Source organism: Nocardioides sp. InS609-2, from assembly GCF_023208195.1.
In the GTDB taxonomy this organism is placed as follows: domain Bacteria; phylum Actinomycetota; class Actinomycetes; order Propionibacteriales; family Nocardioidaceae; genus Nocardioides.
Genome location: NZ_CP060034.1, coordinates 40,353 through 56,542 on the forward strand (window position 1 = coordinate 40,353; position 16,190 = coordinate 56,542).

Here is a 16,190-nt window from a genome sequence, read left to right on the forward strand (position 1 = left end):
ACTCGAACGCCGCACACCGCGCCGGAAATGAAGGAGGTCAGATGGGGCACCTGGAGTCGATCTCGACCCCGAGCGACCTGCGCGGCCTCGGCGACGCCGAGCTCACCGCACTTGCCGCGGAGATCCGCGACTTCCTGATCTCGACGTGCGCGCGCACCAGCGGCCACCTCGGACCCAACCTGGGCGTCGTGGAGCTGACCCTGGCGATCCACCGGGTCTTCGACTCGCCGCGTGACCGGGTCGTCTTCGACACCGGCCACCAGGCCTACGTGCACAAGTTGGTGACCGGCCGAATGGCGGGCTTCGAGAACCTGCGCCACGAGGGCGGTGTCAGCGGCTATCCGAGCCAGGCGGAGTCCGAGCACGACATCGTCGAGAACTCCCACGCCTCCACCTCCCTGTCGTACGCCGACGGGCTGGCAAAGGCCTACCGGATCCGGGGCGAGGACCGGCACGTCGTGGCCGTCATCGGCGACGGCGCGCTCACCGGCGGCATGGCCTGGGAAGCGCTCAACAACATCGCCATCCAGCACGACAGCCGGCTCGTCATCGTGGTCAACGACAACGGTCGCTCCTACACGCCGACGATCGGTGGCCTCGCCACCGCGCTCACCACGCTGCGCACCAACCCGCGTTACGAGCAGGTCCTCGACCTCGTCAAGAAGCGGCTCAACGCCGTGCCCGGTGTCGGACCCGCGGCGTACGACGCGCTGCATGCGGTCAAGAAGGGCATGAAGGACGCCTTGGCGCCGCAGGGTCTCTTCGAGGACCTCGGCCTCAAGTACGTCGGCCCCGTCGACGGCCACGACCGCATCGCCCTGGAGCAGGCACTCGCCAAGGCCAAGCGGTTCGGTGGCCCGGTGATCGTGCACGCGATCACCCGCAAGGGTTTCGGCTACGACCCGGCCGAGCGGCACGAGGCCGACCAGTTCCACGCGCCCGGACCCTTCGACGTGCAGACGGGTGCCGAGAAGCCCAAGGGCAAGATCTGGACCGACCACTTCTCCGACGCCGTCGTCGAGCTGGGAGAGCGTCGCCAGGACGTCGTGGCCATCACCGCCGCGATGATGCACCCGGTCGGCCTGGACGCGTTCGCACGCCGCTTCCCCGAGCGCACCTTCGACGTCGGAATCGCCGAGCAGCATGCGGTCACGTCTGCCGCCGGTCTCGCGATGGGCGGCCTGCACCCGGTGTTCGCTCTGTACGCGACGTTCCTCAACCGCGCGTTCGACCAGGTCCTCTTGGACGTTGCCCTGCACAAGTGCGGTGTGACGTTCGTGCTCGACCGGTCCGGTGTCACCGGTGACGACGGCGCCAGCCACAACGGCATGTGGGACATGTCGATCCTCCAGGTCGTGCCGGGGCTGCGCCTCGCCGCTCCGCGGGACGCCGCCAGGGTCGGCGAGCTGCTCAACGAGGCCGTCGAGGTCGACGACGCCCCGACGGTGGTGCGCTTCCCGAAGGGCCCTCCGCCCGCTGACATCCCGGCGATCGGCAAGGCCGGCGGCGCCGACGTACTCGTGCGCAGCGGCACCCACGACGTGCTCGTCGTCGCTGTTGGCTCGATGGCCGAGGTAGCCGTCGACGTCGCCGAGCGGCTGGTCGCGCAAGGTATCGGTGTCACCGTCGTCGACCCACGCTGGGTTAAGCCGGTCGACCCCGCCATCATCGAGCTGGCCCGCGACCACAAGCTCGTAGTGAGCATCGAGGACAACGGCCGCATCGGCGGCTGCGGCGCCGTACTGCTGCAGACGCTCAACGACGCCGGCGTCACCACGCCGTTCCGGCTGCTCGGCATCCCGCAGGAGTTCCTGGGCCACGCCAAGCGCGCAGCGATCCTCGAACGCATCGGTCTGTCGGCCCAGACCATCGCGCGCGACATCGTGGAAGACGTCACGGCCGTGCGCGACGGCCGCGCGCTGGTCGACGGGGATCTCGGTCGCTAGCTCGGCACCAGCATCCGCCGGTGCCTGTCGCGACCGATCCCCTTCGAGCCCAACGGATCCTGGTCTACGGAGTCACCGGCAGCGGGAAGAGCGCCGCAGCCGCGCGCATCGCCGCGCCAACTGGTCTTCCCCTCACCCTGGTCGACGAGCTGACCTGGCTTCCGGCCTGGCTCCCGGTTGCGGAAGAGCGCCAGCGTGAGCTGATCGGCGACGTCGTTGCCACAGATCGTTGGGTTCTGGACACGGCGTACGGCGCCTGGCTCGACGTCGTACTGCCTCGGGTCGATCTCAACGGCGCGCTCGACTACCCGCGGTGGTTCTCGCTGCAGCCCGGCTCGCGAAGTGATGGTGGCCGAGCTGTGGTGTCGTTGCTCTCGCTGTGCGTACGTTGCAACGACGCCGAGGCGACGTGATACCCGGTCAGCCGGGTATCAATGCGGCCCTCCGACCGCGTAACCGCACCCGCGCCGCGGTCGTTCTCCCTGTGATGGACAAGCCGCGCAGTCGCCGTCCCGGTCTCGGGCTGCTGGTCGGCGTCCTCCTGGCGGCGCTGACGGGTTGCGGCCTGGTTGACGGGGGAGACCAGACCCCGGCCACACCGGGCTCCCCACAAGTGGCCGACGCACTCACCGCCACGCTCAAGGCGCGCGCCCGGGCGGTCCGGACCGGCGACAGGCAGGCGTTCCTGGCCACCGTCGACCACGACGACCCCAAGCTCGTACGCCGCCAGCGGACGTACTTCGCGAACCTGGCCCAGCTGCCGATCAGCCGGTTGCGCTACCGGCTGGACCCGGCAACGCTGATCCGGGCGGGCGATCGCTGGTCCGCGCTCGTCGAGGTCCGGCTCCAGCTCTCGGGATTCGACCAGTGGCCGGTGGTCAGTCGCGAGGAGGTCGGCTTCGCGCCCGGCCCCGACGGGTCGTCGTACGTGCTGGCGAAGGAGCGCGGCGACGACTCCTCTGGTCGGCAGCCGTGGGACTCCCGCGCGATCGTGGTGCGCGAGCGGCCCGGCGTGCTCGGCATCTTCGACCACCAGAGCGCCGACCAGGCAGATGCGGTGCTGGCCTCGGTCGCCGCGGGCGTCGACCTCGTCGGTGCGCGGGTGCCCTACGACTGGGACCGGCACGTCGTCGTCTACGCGCTGTCCGGCACCAGCGCGCTCAGTGCGATCGCCGGCCTGCCGGGCGGCGACCCCGAGCGTCTCGACGGCGTCTCGGTCCCGGTGGGGCAGCGCGGCGACGAGGCCGCCTCGACTCGGCTCGTGCTGCACCCACGGATGCTGTCGGCTCCGCCGGCACAGCGCGACCGGCTGATCCGCCACGAGCTGACGCACATAGCCCTCGCCGACCGCGACAACCACGCACCGACCTGGCTCAGCGAGGGCATCGCGGAGTACGTCTCGGTCCAGCCGATCGCCGAGGCCGACCGCACTCTCGCGCGACCGGCCTTGATCGCTGCGTCGAGTAGATCGCTGAAGCTCCCGGATGCGAGGACCTTCAACGGACCCGACTCCGAGGCCAACTACGGCGTGGCGTGGTGGGCGTGCGAGGCGCTGGTCGACCTGTACGGCGAGCCCATGCTCTGGCAGTTGCTCGACAAGATGGGGGCGGCCGACGGCGACGACTGGGACGCCGTGCTCGAGGACACGCTGCAGATGTCCGCCGACGACCTGGCTGCCGAGGCGGGACGACGGATGCTCGCGGCGTACGGCGTGCCGGACTGAAGACTCGCAGGAGCGAGCCGCATTTCGTCAGGCTCCGAGACAGGTCGGATCACGACCGACATCCGCCCGGATGGACCAACTGCCGTGGGTGAAGTGGCACTGGATCGTGGTGCTCGGGTGCCGCACCGTCTGGATCCTCGACGGGCTCAAGCCAGCGGACACGGTCCTCGGCCTCGTGCGGCGCGCGGGGCCGATGAGTGACCTACCCGGAGGTAAGTCGTAGGTTCACGCCATGAGCGTCTTTCGCACCAAGTCGGTCGAGCAGTCCATCGCCGAGACCGAGGAGCCCGAGCACCAGCTCAAGAAGAACCTGGGAGCCCTCGACCTGACGATCTTCGGTGTCGGCGTCATCATCGGCGCGGGCATCTTCGTCTACACCGGCCAGGTGGCGGCCACCAACAGCGGCCCGGCCATTGCGATCTCGTTCGCGATCGCGGGTCTCGCGTGTGCCTTGGCAGCCCTCTGCTACGCGGAGTTCGCGTCGACGGTGCCGGTCGCGGGCAGCGCCTACACGTTCAGCTACGCGACGTTCGGCGAGCTCGTCGCCTGGATCATCGGCTGGGACCTCGTGCTGGAGTTCACGGTCGGCGCCTCGGCCCTCGCCGCGGGCTTCTCGGGCTACCTCCAGAACGTGCTCGACGGGACGGCGCTTGAGATCCCGGCTTCGATCGGGTCGGCGTCCGACGGCGTCGTCAACCTGCCGGCGGTCCTGATCTCGCTACTCGTGGCGGGGGTCCTGATCGGCGGCATCAAGCTGTCGAGCCGGGTCAACCAGATCGTGGTGGCCATCAAGCTCACGGTGGTGGGGCTGGTCATCGTGGTCGGCATCGCCTACATCAAGACGTCGAACTACACGCCGTTCATCCCCGACAGCAAGCCGGCCTCCGGCGGCGAGGCCTCGTTCTGGAAGACGCCGCTCATCTCCAGCATCTTCGGTCTGGACCCGGCGGTCTACGGCATCGGCGGCGTGATCGCGGGTGCGGCGATCGTCTTCTTCGCCTTCATCGGCTTCGACGTGGTCGCCACCACCGCTGAAGAGACCAGGAACCCGCAGAAGAACGTCCCGATCGGCATCCTGTCGTCGCTCGCCATCGTGACCGTGCTCTACATCGCGGTGTCCCTGGTGGTCACCGGCATGCAGAACTACACCGAGATCGACCCCGAGGATGCGGCGCCGCTCGCGACTGCGTTCGACGCGGTGGGGGTCGACTGGATCGCCAACATCATCGCCGTCGGCGCGACGATCGGCCTCACGGTCGTCGTACTCATCCTGATGATGGGTCAGACCCGCGTGGCGTTCGCGATGGCCCGCGACGGCCTGTTGCCGCCGGTGCTGGCCAAGGTCCACCCGACGTTCGGCACCCCGCACGTCATCACCGCCATCACGGGCGTCGGCGTCGCCGTCCTGTCGGGCTTCGTCGACTTCGAGACGCTGGGCGACCTGGTCAGCATCGGCACGCTGTTCGCCTTCGTGCTGGTGTCGGTCGGTGTCCTGGTGCTGCGCAAGACCCGGCCGGACCTGCCCCGAGCGTTCCGCACGCCGGCCGTCTGGTTCGTGGCCTCGTTGTCGGTGCTGATGTGCGTCTACCTGATGCTGAACCTCATCGGCGAGACGTGGCTGCGCTTCGGGATCTGGATGCTCATCGGGCTCGTCGTCTACTTCACCTACTCCCGCAACCACAGCCGGGTCGGGCTGCGCGAGGCCGAGGGTGCGAAGCAGCCGACCGCCTGACCCGACCGGTCAGCCGTCGATCGACGCTCCGTTCGGCAGCACGATCCCGTCGTCGACCGAGCCGATCGCCGCTGCTGTGACCTCGCACGGCCCGGCCACGTCGCACGTGAGCAGGTCGACCGGCGTGCTGTCGTACGGCTTGTTGAGGCCGAGCCCGACGAACGTGTCGTCATCGACCCAGCCGAAGCCGGCGAAGAAGTCGTAGCCAGCCTGGTTCGCATCGATGACCTGGCCGGTGGCCACGTTGAAGACCGCCGCTTTGTCGGGCTCGTCCTCACCGAGGAGGTAGGTCGTCCCCGGTGACAGCTCAAAACCGTCCCAGACGGGCAGCCCCTTGCCGCTCAAGAGGTCGGTGCCGACGCGATACGTCGAGCCTGTGTCGCTCTGCTCCTCCGACGAGTAAGCGATCTTGTCCGACCGCACGTCGTCGATCGTGAACCCGTTGGCGGCGCCGAGCACCCGCTCGTCGTCGGTCACGAAGTTCCAGGCCAGGGCCCCGCGCGGGTCACGCACGTAGAGCTCGTCGCCGTCGAGAGCGAAGATGACCGCCGGGTTGGCTTCGTCGCGGAGCGTGCCCATGCCCTGCTCATTGGTCAGCTCAGACGAGACGACCTCGCCAGAGGCTTGGTCGAGCACCACGAACGCCGGGACCTTCGCGCTGTTGTCGACCCACGCGGCCCGCGGCCCGTCGGCCTCCAGGTTGGGAACCCGGTCGTCGGTGCGGCCGACCTTCACCACGCCCTGACCGTCGGCCGACCACACGACGCCCTCGGTGTCGCTGAGCACGACGCCCTGCGTGGTCTGCACGAACGCCTTCACCCGGTGTCCGGTGTCGAAGCTGGTGTCGCCGATGTGGATGGTGCTGCCGATGGCCCAGGCGGGCTCGTGGGCCGCGAAGTGGCTGGCAAACCCGGGCTAGCCGGCCGTGCTGTCCGAGTCAGTGAAGAGCAGTCCCGGGGCGGTGAGCCCCGCCACCACCGCGACCACGGCGAGGGCTGCGCCGCCACCGACGAACGCCGTACGACGACGGACCACGCGGCGCTGCCCGTCGCGCATGAGCGCATCGAGGTCGAGCTCCGGCGCGGCCAGGGTGTCTGCGCGGTCGTGCATGAGGTCGCTGAGCAGTCCGGTCATCGGGTCACCACCATCAGTTCGAGCGGGAGGAGCTCGGCGTCGCCGGCCCCGGTTGCCTCCAGCTGCTTGCGCAGCTTCGCGAGCCCGGCCGAGACCTGGCTCTTCACGGTGCCGACGGCGCACCCCATCGCGTCGGCCGTCTGGGCCTCGGTGAGGTCGTCGTAGAACCGCAGCACGATCGCCGCCCGCTGCCGGGCCGGCAGGGTCTGCAGAGCAGTCCACAGCCAGTCGTTGCGGGCGATGTCGTCGGCGTGGCCGGGCCGGCCTGGGTCGGGCAGCGTCTCGGTCGGGCGTTCGTTGGCCCAGCCCTTGCGACGGAACCACGAGATCGCCGTCGTCGTGATCGCCTTGCGGGTGTAGGCCTCCGCGGCGCGCGGGTCACACAACCTGGGCCACGCGACGTACGTCTTGGTCAGCGCCTCCTGCACGAGGTCCTGGGCGAGCTGGGTGTCGCCGACCATGAGGTACGCCGCCCGGTGCAGGGAGCGCGAACGAGCGGCGACGAACTCGGCGGACGCTGCCGGATCGCGTCGGGCCATGGGAGGTGCCTTCCGAGGGAGGTGTGCGTACATGTTCCTTGACGCGGTTGACGGCCCGAAGGTTCGTTGTCGGTGGACCCTTCCCCGGGAATGGGCCCACCGCCGTGCGCGTTCAGCCGGGCGCCGCCCTATCGTGGGCATCGCCATCTCGGCACCATCAGGAGGAACCGCGTGTCCCAGGAGTCCAGGCTCGTGCACATCGTCGACGAGGTGCCCGAGCTCGACGGAGTAGACGACCTCACGATGGTCGTCGTGCTCACCGGCTTCCTCGATGCCGGCCAGGCCGCCGACCAGACCGCGCAGTACCTCCAGGACGGCTCCGACGGCCCGATCGTCGCCACCTTCGACGTCGACGTCCTCTACGACTACCGCGCCCGCCGGCCGGCAATGACGTTCGTCCGCGACCACTACGACGAGTACGACGCGCCCCGGCTGTCGGTGCGGCTGGTGCGCGACACCGGCGAGACGCCGTACCTCCTGCTCCGCGGGCCCGAGCCCGACACCCGCTGGGAAGGCTTCGCGGCAGCCGTGCGCGGGATCGTCGAGCGTTTCGGCGTACGACGCGTGGTGAGCCTGGGAGCCGTGCCGATGGCGGTGCCGCACACCCGCCCCATCGCCATCACCCCGCACGCCAACCGCCCGGAGCTGCTCGTCACCTCCAGCCCGTGGCAGAGCGAGCTGCGCATCCCGTCGAGCGCGCAGGCGCTGCTGGAGCTGCGGCTGGGGGAGTGGGGCCACGATGCGCTCGGCTTCGTCGCGCACATCCCGCACTACCTCGCCCAGATGGACTACCCCGTGGCCTCGCTCGCCCTGCTCGAGCACCTCGAGCTCGGTGGCCACCTCACGATCGACCTGACCCTGATGCGCGAGGCGGCCGAGACCTGCGAGGTCGAGATCGCCCGCTACCTCGACACCAACACCGAGGTGGGCGAGGTCGTGGCAGCCCTCGAGCAGCAGTACGACGCGTTCCGGCGCTCCGAGGAGAGCGGCTCGTCGCTGCTCGCCCAGGACCAGCCGATGCCCACCGGCGAGGAGATCGGTCAACAGTTCGAGCAGTTCCTGGCCGGGCTCGACAGGGACGGGCCCAAGGATGGCCCGCGTGACGGGCTGGGCGACGGGCTGAGCGACTGATGCCGGCTTCGGCAGACGACCTCCTGCGACTGCTCGAGCTCGAGGACCTCGACGTCGACCTCTTCCGCGGCATCCAGCCAGAGACGACCCGGCAGCGCGTCTTCGGTGGCCAGGTGGCCGCGCAGGCGCTGGTGGCGGGAGCGCGCAGCGTCGACGCGGCGTTCGCCCAGCACTCGCTGCACTCGTACTTCCTGCGTCCCGGTGACACGTCGGTCCCGATCATCTACGACGTCGAGCGCATCCGCGACGGCCGCAGCTTCGCCACCCGCCGGGTGGTCGCCCGCCAGCACGGCCGGGCGATCTACTACCTGACGGCCAACTACCAGCGCGCCGAAGACGGCCTCGACCACCAGGACGTCATGCCGGACGTGCCCGGGCCCGACGAGGGCTTCCCGATGGCCGACCTCGCGCGCCGGTCCTCCGAGAGAGCCGGCGACGACTGGGATCGCGAGTGGTCGGCTCTCGACATCCGACACCTCGGCACCACCGCCCAGGGACTGACGCCCGACCCGGCCCATCCGGCCCAGGCGCGGATCTGGGTGCGCGTCAACGGCGACGTCGGCGACGACCCACTCACGCACCTCGCTGCCTTCACGTACGCCAGCGACCTGACGCTGCTGGGCGCGGCCCTGGTGCCGCACGGCATCGACATCACCAGCTCCCGGCTCATGCCGGCGAGCCTCGACCACACGATCTGGTTCCACCGGCCGTTCCGGGCCGACCAGTGGTGGCTCTACGACCAGGTCTCACCGTCCGCCTCGGGGGGCCGCGGCCTGGCGCTGGCCCGGGTCTTCACCGAGGACGGCACGCTTGTCGCCACGGTCGCCCAGGAGGGCCTGATCCGGCTACGCAACGAGGAATAGTGACTGCGTTTACCACTACACCGTTGTAATTAACTGCATTTGCGCACGCGACACGCCGAGCAATGGTTACCTTTGAGCGCTTCTGTGGTTCCTGTCGTCAGTTGAGCGCCCCCGGGACGGGGGTGACTCGTGTGACTTCCGGTCCACTCCAAGAACTCCTCGAGGGTGGTCCCGTTGAGCCTCACCTGGTCCCATGCGTTCGTACCGGCCGCGACTGCCTTCGCCGTCGCGGGTGCCGTGCTCGTCAGCGCCACGTCCGTCCTCGGGGCAGCGGCTCCGACGACCGCCGTCTCGCCGACCGTCGCCTACGACCTGCCGTTCTCGTGCGGCCAGGCGTGGAGTAGCGCCACCCGCGCGCGGCACAGCCCGAGCCGGAACGCCATCGACTTCAACCGGCCCGACGACGCCGGCAGCAGCGTCGTGGCCGCTGCTCGCGGCGTGGTCACCACCGCCGTCAAGGTCGACCGTGGTGGCTACGGCCGCTACGTGGTCGTCGACCACGGCAACGATGAGAGCTCGCTCTACGCACACCTCAAGGCCGTGACCGTCCAGCTCGGCCAGTCGGTTGACAAGGGGGCCCTCCTCGGCGCCCTCGGCGCCTCCGGCAACGCCAGCGGCCCGCACCTGCACTTCGAGGAGCGCAGTGGCCGCTCGGTCGTCAGCGCGATCCTCGCGGGCGTCGGCTGGAAGGCCAGCACGCTCACGTCTGCCAACTGCGTCGACCTCCCGGTCGCCGCCAACCTGGGCGGCGACGCCGTGGCTGAGCTGATGGTCTTCCGTCGTACGGCCAACGCGTCCTTCGAGGCCATGCCCACCGCGACATACGCCGGCGGATCGATGCCCTTCGGTGTGGCCAGTGACGAACCGGTCGTGGGGGACTGGAACGGCGACGGGCTCGACGACCTCGGTGTGCGCGCCCCGCGCACCGGCAACTTCAAGCTCAGCAGCCCTGCGGGCGTCACGAAGCTCAGGTACGGCGTCCGCGGCGACCTCCCGGTCGCCGGCGACTGGAACGGCGACGGCCCGTTCGAGGTGGGCGTACGCCGGCCGTCGACGTCGTCGTTCCTCCTGCGTCGGGCCGACGGCACGACCACCACCGTCGCGATGGGCGACGCCAACGACCTGCCCGTCACCGGCGACTGGAACGGTGACGGGGTGTCCGACCTCGGCGTCTACGACCAGGCCACCTCCACGTTCACCCTCCGGGTCGTCGACGCCACCGGCATCCCGGTGACCGCCGTCGTGCCGTTCGGCCTGGCGGGCGACCTACCGGTCATCGGCGACTGGGACGGCAACGGCACCAGCGACGTCGGCACCTGGGCACCAGGCACCGCGACGTTCTCCCAGCGGCAGGCGCCGCTGGCGATGAGTGCCGCGCGTTCGGTCACGTCCGTGCAGTGGGGGAACCCGCGGCGCTGAGCCCGTCAGCCGGTCATGTCGTCGATACACATGATGTTGCCTTCGCTGTCCTTGAACCACGCGGCATGACCCATGTCGCCCATCGTGGCGATGTCGCCTTCCCACGTGACTCCGGGCATGTCGTAGTGGTCGAACTGAAGACCCTTGCTCGTGAGCGCGTCCACCTCGGCCTGCACGTCGGTGACGTGCCACTGGGCGATCGTGTGGCCGGCCTGACCGGCGTACTCGGTCTCGTAGAGGAAGAACGTCGTCCCGCCGGCGGTCGTGTAGACGAGTCCACCGGGGTTCTCATCGGCAGGAGTGAGGCCGAGTGTGTCGGCGTAGAAGCCTCGGGCCCGTTCCAGGTCCGACGCCGGGATGTTGGCTGTCACCAAACTGTCGTTCAGCATGTCTGCTCCCTTGGGTAGGGGAGTGCCGAGCCGCTCCTATCGCAACGTAGTACGCCCGGCGTCTAGTCTCCAGAGATGGTGCGCATCGTGTCGTTCGTGCTGGCCGTCGCGTTCGGCCTCTGCGCCGGCGTGCTGGCTGTCTCGGGGGCGACCGTCGCGTACGCAGGCCAGACGCGCCACTGCGCCGGCCCGATCGTCAGCATGGAGATCGGTGACGTGACCCCGCCGATCACGACCAACGCGACCGACCGGGCGCTGACGCAGGCGTGCGAGCGCAAGGACGACCAGTACCTCCTGCTGGCGGGGCTGGCCGGGTTGCTCTGCCTAGCCGCCAGCGCCGCCGCGACGCACAGAGAGGGCAGGGTCAGCGTTCTTCCACGAGCGCGGCCAGCCGCGTGAGCGACTGACGCCAGCCCAGCTCGTTGTCGGCGGTCGGCACGCCGTCGGGCAGTCCCTCGTGCAGGGCGACGAGGTCGGTGCCACCCGCCTCCGCGTCGGAGAGCGTGATGGTCATCGTCATCTTGCTGCGCAGCGCCGGGTCGTCCGTCTCGAACTCGTCGACCTCGACGACCGTCTCGTCCGGCACGAGCCGCACGAACCGGCCGCGATAGGTGTCGGTGCTCGAGGTCGACTTCCCGCGGCCCTCCAGCGCGTCGTACGTCAGGGAGACCCGGAGGGTGCCGCCCTCGCGGGCATCGAACTCGTGCACCTCGCAGCTCATGCCGAAGGGGACGCGCCACTGCCCGATCGCCTCCGGGTCGAGGAGCGCGCGGTAGACGCGTGCGCGGTCTGCGTTGACGTGGAAGGTGACCCGGGTCGACGCCATGCGACCATCTTGACGCACGCCGCCCAACCGGGCCTCCGGTCAGAGCGAGCTGCTGCGCCCCACGAGGTGCGGTGACCCGTCACGCGGATTGGTGAGCGCGAACGCCCAACCGTCGTCCTGCTGCTCGAGCCCGAACGACACGATGCCGGGCAGGAACACCGGCTTCTTGAACGCCGTGTCGACCCGCACCGCGTCGGGCAGCCGGTTCTCGATGGCGGCCACGCAGCGGGCGAGGGTCCACATGCCGTGCGCGATCTGGCGCTTGAAACCCAGCGCCTTCGCGGTCAGCGGGTAGAGGTGGATCGGGTTCAGGTCTCCCGACACCCCGGCGTACGTGCGACCGAGGTCGGCCGCGAGCTTCCAGTCGACCGTGCCGGGCGGGGTCGTCTCGAGCTTCAGCCCTTCGGCGCCGTCCTCGTAGCCCTTGCCGCGGCGCAGGTACGACGACGTCGACTCCCACACGGTCTCGTCGCCGGCCGCGGTGGCGGTAGTGACGAAGTCGAGCAGGATGCCCTTGGTGTGCAGCCGGGGTGCTGCCACCGACGTGGTGAGGTTGAGCGTCTCGCCGACCTGGATCGGCCGGTGCGAGGTGATGGAGTTCTCGAGGTGCACGGTCCCGATCGCCGGCCAGGGGAATGCCGAGTCGCTCATGATCGCCATGTGCAGCGGGAACGCCAGCAGGTGCGGGTAGGGCAACGGCGCGGTGTCCTTGCGCGGGAACTCACAGACCCGGGAGTGCGCCGCGACGCCGGCGGCGTCGACCAGCACACCGTCGCGCGAGCGACTCAGGCCGCTGAACGTGCCGGGCGAGGCCTTCTTGATGCCGGGCAGCTGGTTGACGCCGGGGACGGCGGGCAGGGCTGCCTTGACGAGGGTGGCGATGCCGGCCATGTCAGGCACCCAGCATCATCTGGCCGCAGACCCGCACGACGTTGCCGTTGATGGCGGTCGAGCCGGGGGAGGCGTACCAGGCGATCGTCTCGGCGACGTCCACCGGCAGCCCGCCCTGGCTGAGCGCGTTCAGGCGCTGGCCGACCTCGCGGGTCGCGAACGGCACCGCCGCGGTCATCGCCGTGATGATGAACCCGGGCGCCACGGCGTTGACCGTGATGCCGTTGTCGAGCTCGTCGGCGAGGCTGTCGACGAGGCCGATGACGCCGGCCTTCGACGCGGCGTAGTTGGTCTGGCCGACGTTGCCCGCGATGCCCGCGATCGACGCGACGCCCACGATGCGGCCGTTGTTGTTGATGACGCCCTGGTCGAGCAGCTCGCGGGTGATGGTCTCGGGTGCGGTGAGATTGACCGCGATCACCGACTCCCACCGGTCCGCCGCCATGTTGGCGAGCTTCTTGTCGCGCGTGATGCCTGCGTTGTGCACGACGATGTCGACACCGCCGTGCTCCGTGGTCAGGTGGTGCGCAATGCGCTGCGCCGCGTCGCTGTGGGTGATGTCGAGGGCGAGGTGGTCACCGTCGAGCTCCTTCATCAGGGTCACCAGGTCGCTGGCAGCCTGGGGCACGTCGACGCCGACGACGGTGGCGCCTTCGCGGTGCAGCACGCGGGCGATCTGCTCACCGATGCCGCGGCCGGCCCCGGTGACGAGCGCGATCTTGCCCTCGAGCGGACGTGCCCAGTCGGCGACCTCGCCGGCGTCGGTCGACCCGTGGGCGCCGATGCGCACGACCTGGCCGGACACGTAGGCAGACTTGGGGGAGAGCAGGAAGGCCAGCGTCGAGTCGAGCGCCGACTCGGCTCCTGGGGCGACGTACACGAGCTGGACCGTGCCGCCCTTGCCGATCTCCTTGCCCAGCGAACGGGTGAAGCCTTCGAGGGCGCGCTGCGCGACCCGCTCGCCACCCTTGACCGCGGACGGCTCCGTGCCGAGTACGACGACCCGCGGGCACGTCTCGAGGCGGCGCATGAGCGGTGTGAAGAACTCCTGCAGGGCGAGCAGTCCGGCCGAGGTGGTGATCGCGGTGGCGTCGAAGACGAGTCCCTTGAAGCGGGTGTCGTCACCCGGGTCGCCGGCGACAGCCGTGATGCCGAGCCCGTCGAGCGTCGGAGTCAGGGAGTCGGCGAGACGACCGGCCCCTCCCACCAGCACGGTGCCCTGCACGAGCGGGTCTCCGGCGGTGTAGCGCTCGAGCGTTGTGGGGTTGGGCAGCCCCAGGTTCTTGACCAGCAGCCTGCCGACGGGGGACGTCACGAAACCTTGGTAGCGATCACTCATGGTGGTATGTAACTTCCTGTGTAACTCGGTGTCCACACTTCGTGATGTGGGCCTCAGTGCATTCCCTGAGGGCAGGGTCTCCGCAAGGATAGGAGGATGAACTCGAAGACTCGCAAGGTCGCCGTCATCGGCGGCAACCGGATCCCGTTTGCCCGCTCCAACTCCGTCTACAGCGACGCCTCCAACCAGGAGATGCTGACCGCTGCCATCGACGGTCTCGTGACCCGCTTCGGGCTCGAGGGCGAGCGGCTGGGCGAGGTCGTCGCCGGCGCCGTACTCAAGCACGCGCGCGACTTCAACCTCACCCGCGAGTGCGTGCTCGGCTCGAAGCTTTCGGCCGAGACACCCGCCACCGACATCCAGCAGGCCTGCGGCACCGGCCTGCAGGCCGCGATCCAGGTGGCCAACAAGATCGCCCTCGGCCAGATCGAGGTCGGCATCGCCGGCGGATCCGACACAACTTCCGACGCCCCGCTCGCCGTCGGCGAGAAGCTGCGCAAGAAGCTGATCAAGGTCAGCCAGGCCAAGGACACCAAGGGTCGGCTGGCCGCGCTGGCCGCGATCCGCCCCGGCGACATCTCGGTGGCGGTCCCGCAGAACAGTGAGCCGCGCACGCGCAAGTCGATGGGCGAGCACGCTGCCCTGACCGCGCTCGAGTGGCGCGTCGGCCGCGAGGAGCAGGACGAGCTGGCCGCGCGGTCGCACCACAACCTCGCGCGGTCCTACGACGAGGGCTTCCACGACGACCTGATCACGCCGTTCCGCGGCGTGGAGCGCGACTCCAACATGCGCCCGGACTCGTCGGTCGAGAAGCTCGCCACCCTCAAGCCGGTCTTCGGCAAGGGCGAGGCCGCGACCATGACGGCCGGCAACTCCACGCCGCTCAGTGACGGCGCCTCCGCAGTGCTGCTCGCCTCCGACGAGTGGGCCGAGGAGCACGGTCTGCCCGTGCTCGCCTACCTGACGGCGTACGAGACGGCGGCAGTCGACTACGTGCACGGCCACGAGGGCCTGCTGATGGCCCCGGCGTACGCCGTGGCCCGGATGCTCGAGCGCGAGGGCCTGACACTGCAGGACTTCGACTACTACGAGATCCACGAGGCGTTCGCCTCGCAGGTGCTCTCGACGCTCAAGGCCTGGGAGGACCCGGTGTTCTGCAAGGAGCGCCTGGGTCTCGACGCGCCGCTGGGCTCGATCGACCGCGACAAGCTGAACGTCAACGGCTCCTCGCTCGCCGCCGCGCACCCGTTCGCCGCGACCGGCGGGCGGATCGTGCCGGTGCTGGCCAAGCTCCTCGATCAGTCGGGCTCGGGTCGCGGCCTGATCTCGATCTGTGCCGCCGGTGGCCAGGGCGTCGTGGCGATCTTGGAGAAGTGACGCATAGGGGTGAGGCCATTACCCCTGCGGAGGTGTTGACTGTCCCCATGGGAGACGTGAAGGACGCCGGTCAGCGGGCAGAAGACAGTGAGTGGCTCGACTACGTGGTCCGGTTCGGGCTGGTGGCCTATGGCGTCGTGCACCTGCTGGTCGCCTGGATCGCGCTGCAGCTCGCGTTCGGTGAGACAGGCCGCTCGGCGTCCAGCAGTGGTGCCCTGAAGGAGCTCGCCAGCCAGCCGTTCGGTGGGATCGCGATCTGGGCCGTCGCCGTCGGCATGACGCTGCTCGTCGTCTGGCGACTGGTCGAGGCCGGCTTCGGTCACGAGCAGGAGGACGGCAAGGAGGAGCTGGGCAAGCGCATCTCCTCGCTGCTGAAGGCGGTGATCTACGGGGCCGTGGCCTTCAGCGCGTACAAGGTCGCTCTCGGCTCGGGAAGCAGCGGGGGCAGCGGCTCCGACACCATGACCGCGAAGGTGATGAACTGGCCGGGCGGACAGGTGCTGGTGGGCCTCGCGGGCCTGGCAATCATCGGGTACGGCGGGTTCACGGCGTACCGCGGCTGGAGCGAGAAGTTCCTCGAGCACCTCGACATCGACGGCAAGTCGGGCCGCGACGGGCAGGCCTATCGGATCTTCGGCAAGGTCGGCTACATCGCGAAGGGCGTCTCGGTCGCGGTGGTCGGCGGTCTCTTCGTGTACGCCGCGGCAACCCATGAGGCCGACGAGGGAGGTGGCCTGGACGAGGCGCTCCACACGGTGCTGCAGCAGCCGTTCGGGCCGTTCCTGCTGGCCGCGATCGCCATCGGCATCGGCTGCTACGGGGTGTTCTGCTTCGCCCGCGCGCGGCATCTGGACCGCTGAGCGGGGCTGATAGGGTCGCCC

17 protein-coding genes are annotated in these 16,190 nt (G+C 69.7%); 10 read left to right on the forward strand and 7 right to left on the reverse strand.

The genetic code is table 11. From position 1 onward, the window contains the following. Positions 1-41: 41 nt before the first annotated feature. From dxs to H4Q84_RS00270, 4 genes are all read left to right on the forward strand, one after another. Positions 42-1,946, forward strand: coding sequence for a 1-deoxy-D-xylulose-5-phosphate synthase (gene dxs / locus H4Q84_RS00255; protein ID WP_248581437.1), 1,905 nt, complete (start codon positions 42-44; stop codon positions 1,944-1,946). A gap of 20 nt (positions 1,947-1,966) precedes the next feature. Continuing rightward, the gene (locus H4Q84_RS00260) at positions 1,967-2,359 is read left to right on the forward strand and encodes a hypothetical protein (protein ID WP_248581438.1); all 393 of its coding nucleotides are present in this window, start codon (positions 1,967-1,969) and stop codon (positions 2,357-2,359) included. Positions 2,360-2,433: 74 nt separating this feature from the next. Then, positions 2,434-3,669, forward strand: coding sequence for a hypothetical protein (locus tag H4Q84_RS00265; RefSeq protein ID WP_248581439.1), 1,236 nt, complete (start codon positions 2,434-2,436; stop codon positions 3,667-3,669). A gap of 232 nt (positions 3,670-3,901) precedes the next feature. Further along, positions 3,902-5,401 carry an amino acid permease gene (locus H4Q84_RS00270; protein ID WP_248581440.1) on the forward strand — a complete coding sequence of 500 codons (1,500 nt, stop codon included), beginning with the start codon at positions 3,902-3,904 and terminating at the stop codon, positions 5,399-5,401. 9 nt (positions 5,402-5,410) lie between these two features. On the opposite strand, the gene H4Q84_RS00275 is transcribed toward H4Q84_RS00270, so the two are convergent. From H4Q84_RS00275 to H4Q84_RS00285, 3 genes are all read right to left on the reverse strand, one after another. Then, complete coding sequence (locus H4Q84_RS00275) at positions 5,411-6,208, reverse strand: hypothetical protein (RefSeq protein WP_248581441.1); 798 nt, start codon at positions 6,206-6,208, stop codon at positions 5,411-5,413. A gap of 108 nt (positions 6,209-6,316) precedes the next feature. After that, on the reverse strand, positions 6,317-6,535 hold the full coding sequence (locus tag H4Q84_RS00280) for a hypothetical protein (protein ID WP_248581442.1): 219 nt from the start codon (positions 6,533-6,535) through the stop codon (positions 6,317-6,319). Then, on the reverse strand, positions 6,532-7,074 hold the full coding sequence (locus tag H4Q84_RS00285) for a SigE family RNA polymerase sigma factor (protein ID WP_248581443.1): 543 nt from the start codon (positions 7,072-7,074) through the stop codon (positions 6,532-6,534). Before H4Q84_RS00285 ends, H4Q84_RS00280 begins: the two co-directional genes overlap by 4 nt. 171 nt (positions 7,075-7,245) lie before the next feature. Here H4Q84_RS00285 and H4Q84_RS00290 point away from each other — a divergent pair, with 171 nt between their 5' ends. The 3 genes from H4Q84_RS00290 to H4Q84_RS00300 all read left to right on the forward strand — a co-directional run bounded on the left by H4Q84_RS00290 (position 7,246) and on the right by H4Q84_RS00300 (position 10,487). Continuing rightward, on the forward strand, positions 7,246-8,205 hold the full coding sequence (locus tag H4Q84_RS00290; protein ID WP_248581444.1) for a PAC2 family protein: 960 nt from the start codon (positions 7,246-7,248) through the stop codon (positions 8,203-8,205). Then, entirely contained in the window at positions 8,205-9,068 is an 864-nt protein-coding gene (locus H4Q84_RS00295) for an acyl-CoA thioesterase II (protein ID WP_248581445.1), read from the forward strand. Before H4Q84_RS00290 ends, H4Q84_RS00295 begins: the two co-directional genes overlap by 1 nt. A gap of 174 nt (positions 9,069-9,242) precedes the next feature. Then, positions 9,243-10,487, forward strand: a complete 1,245-nt coding sequence (locus tag H4Q84_RS00300) for a M23 family metallopeptidase (RefSeq protein ID WP_248581446.1) — start codon at positions 9,243-9,245, stop codon at positions 10,485-10,487. A 5-nt stretch (positions 10,488-10,492) separates the two neighbouring features. On the opposite strand, the gene H4Q84_RS00305 is transcribed toward H4Q84_RS00300, so the two are convergent. Then, the gene (locus tag H4Q84_RS00305) at positions 10,493-10,876 is read right to left on the reverse strand and encodes a VOC family protein (RefSeq protein ID WP_248581447.1); all 384 of its coding nucleotides are present in this window, start codon (positions 10,874-10,876) and stop codon (positions 10,493-10,495) included. Positions 10,877-10,951: 75 nt separating this feature from the next. Between H4Q84_RS00305 and H4Q84_RS00310 the strand changes: the two genes are divergently transcribed. Next, on the forward strand, positions 10,952-11,275 hold the full coding sequence (locus tag H4Q84_RS00310; RefSeq protein ID WP_248581448.1) for a hypothetical protein: 324 nt from the start codon (positions 10,952-10,954) through the stop codon (positions 11,273-11,275). Here the strand turns inward: H4Q84_RS00310 and H4Q84_RS00315 are convergent. Genes H4Q84_RS00315 through H4Q84_RS00325 form a run of 3 tightly spaced genes read right to left on the reverse strand, consistent with a single transcriptional unit; the run spans position 11,241 to position 13,932 of the window. Beyond that, complete coding sequence (locus H4Q84_RS00315; protein WP_248581449.1) at positions 11,241-11,702, reverse strand: SRPBCC family protein; 462 nt, start codon at positions 11,700-11,702, stop codon at positions 11,241-11,243. The two genes, H4Q84_RS00310 and H4Q84_RS00315, sit on opposite strands and share 35 nt — an antisense overlap. A 39-nt stretch (positions 11,703-11,741) precedes the next feature. Then, on the reverse strand, positions 11,742-12,593 hold the full coding sequence (locus H4Q84_RS00320; RefSeq protein WP_248583716.1) for a MaoC/PaaZ C-terminal domain-containing protein: 852 nt from the start codon (positions 12,591-12,593) through the stop codon (positions 11,742-11,744). A gap of 1 nt (position 12,594) precedes the next feature. Beyond that, the gene (locus H4Q84_RS00325; protein WP_248581450.1) at positions 12,595-13,932 is read right to left on the reverse strand and encodes a 3-oxoacyl-ACP reductase; all 1,338 of its coding nucleotides are present in this window, start codon (positions 13,930-13,932) and stop codon (positions 12,595-12,597) included. Between the two features lie 96 nt (positions 13,933-14,028). Between H4Q84_RS00325 and H4Q84_RS00330 the strand changes: the two genes are divergently transcribed. Both H4Q84_RS00330 and H4Q84_RS00335 read left to right on the forward strand, forming a co-directional pair. Beyond that, a complete protein-coding gene (locus tag H4Q84_RS00330) occupies positions 14,029-15,309 on the forward strand; it encodes an acetyl-CoA C-acetyltransferase (protein WP_248581451.1) in 1,281 nt (426 codons plus the stop codon). 47 nt (positions 15,310-15,356) lie between these two features. After that, entirely contained in the window at positions 15,357-16,169 is an 813-nt protein-coding gene (locus H4Q84_RS00335) for a DUF1206 domain-containing protein (RefSeq protein ID WP_248581452.1), read from the forward strand. The last annotated feature ends 21 nt before the right edge of the window (positions 16,170-16,190 follow it).

Excerpts from the sequence above, each read along its gene's own strand:
- dxs (WP_248581437.1), top strand. The coding sequence starts at position 42 with ATGGGGCACCTGGAGTCGATCTCGACCCCGAGCGACCTGCGCGGCCTC.
- H4Q84_RS00265 (WP_248581439.1), top strand. The coding sequence starts at position 2,434 with ATGGACAAGCCGCGCAGTCGCCGTCCCGGTCTCGGGCTGCTGGTCGGC.
- H4Q84_RS00270 (WP_248581440.1), top strand. The coding sequence starts at position 3,902 with ATGAGCGTCTTTCGCACCAAGTCGGTCGAGCAGTCCATCGCCGAGACC.
- H4Q84_RS00280 (WP_248581442.1), bottom strand. The coding sequence starts at position 6,535 with ATGACCGGACTGCTCAGCGACCTCATGCACGACCGCGCAGACACCCTG.
- H4Q84_RS00285 (WP_248581443.1), bottom strand. The coding sequence starts at position 7,074 with ATGGCCCGACGCGATCCGGCAGCGTCCGCCGAGTTCGTCGCCGCTCGT.
- H4Q84_RS00295 (WP_248581445.1), top strand. The coding sequence starts at position 8,205 with ATGCCGGCTTCGGCAGACGACCTCCTGCGACTGCTCGAGCTCGAGGAC.
- H4Q84_RS00305 (WP_248581447.1), bottom strand. The coding sequence starts at position 10,876 with ATGCTGAACGACAGTTTGGTGACAGCCAACATCCCGGCGTCGGACCTG.
- H4Q84_RS00310 (WP_248581448.1), top strand. The coding sequence starts at position 10,952 with ATGGTGCGCATCGTGTCGTTCGTGCTGGCCGTCGCGTTCGGCCTCTGC.
- H4Q84_RS00315 (WP_248581449.1), bottom strand. The coding sequence starts at position 11,702 with ATGGCGTCGACCCGGGTCACCTTCCACGTCAACGCAGACCGCGCACGC.
- H4Q84_RS00320 (WP_248583716.1), bottom strand. The coding sequence starts at position 12,593 with ATGGCCGGCATCGCCACCCTCGTCAAGGCAGCCCTGCCCGCCGTCCCC.
- H4Q84_RS00325 (WP_248581450.1), bottom strand. The coding sequence starts at position 13,932 with ATGAGTGATCGCTACCAAGGTTTCGTGACGTCCCCCGTCGGCAGGCTG.
- H4Q84_RS00330 (WP_248581451.1), top strand. The coding sequence starts at position 14,029 with ATGAACTCGAAGACTCGCAAGGTCGCCGTCATCGGCGGCAACCGGATC.
- H4Q84_RS00335 (WP_248581452.1), top strand. The coding sequence starts at position 15,357 with ATGGGAGACGTGAAGGACGCCGGTCAGCGGGCAGAAGACAGTGAGTGG.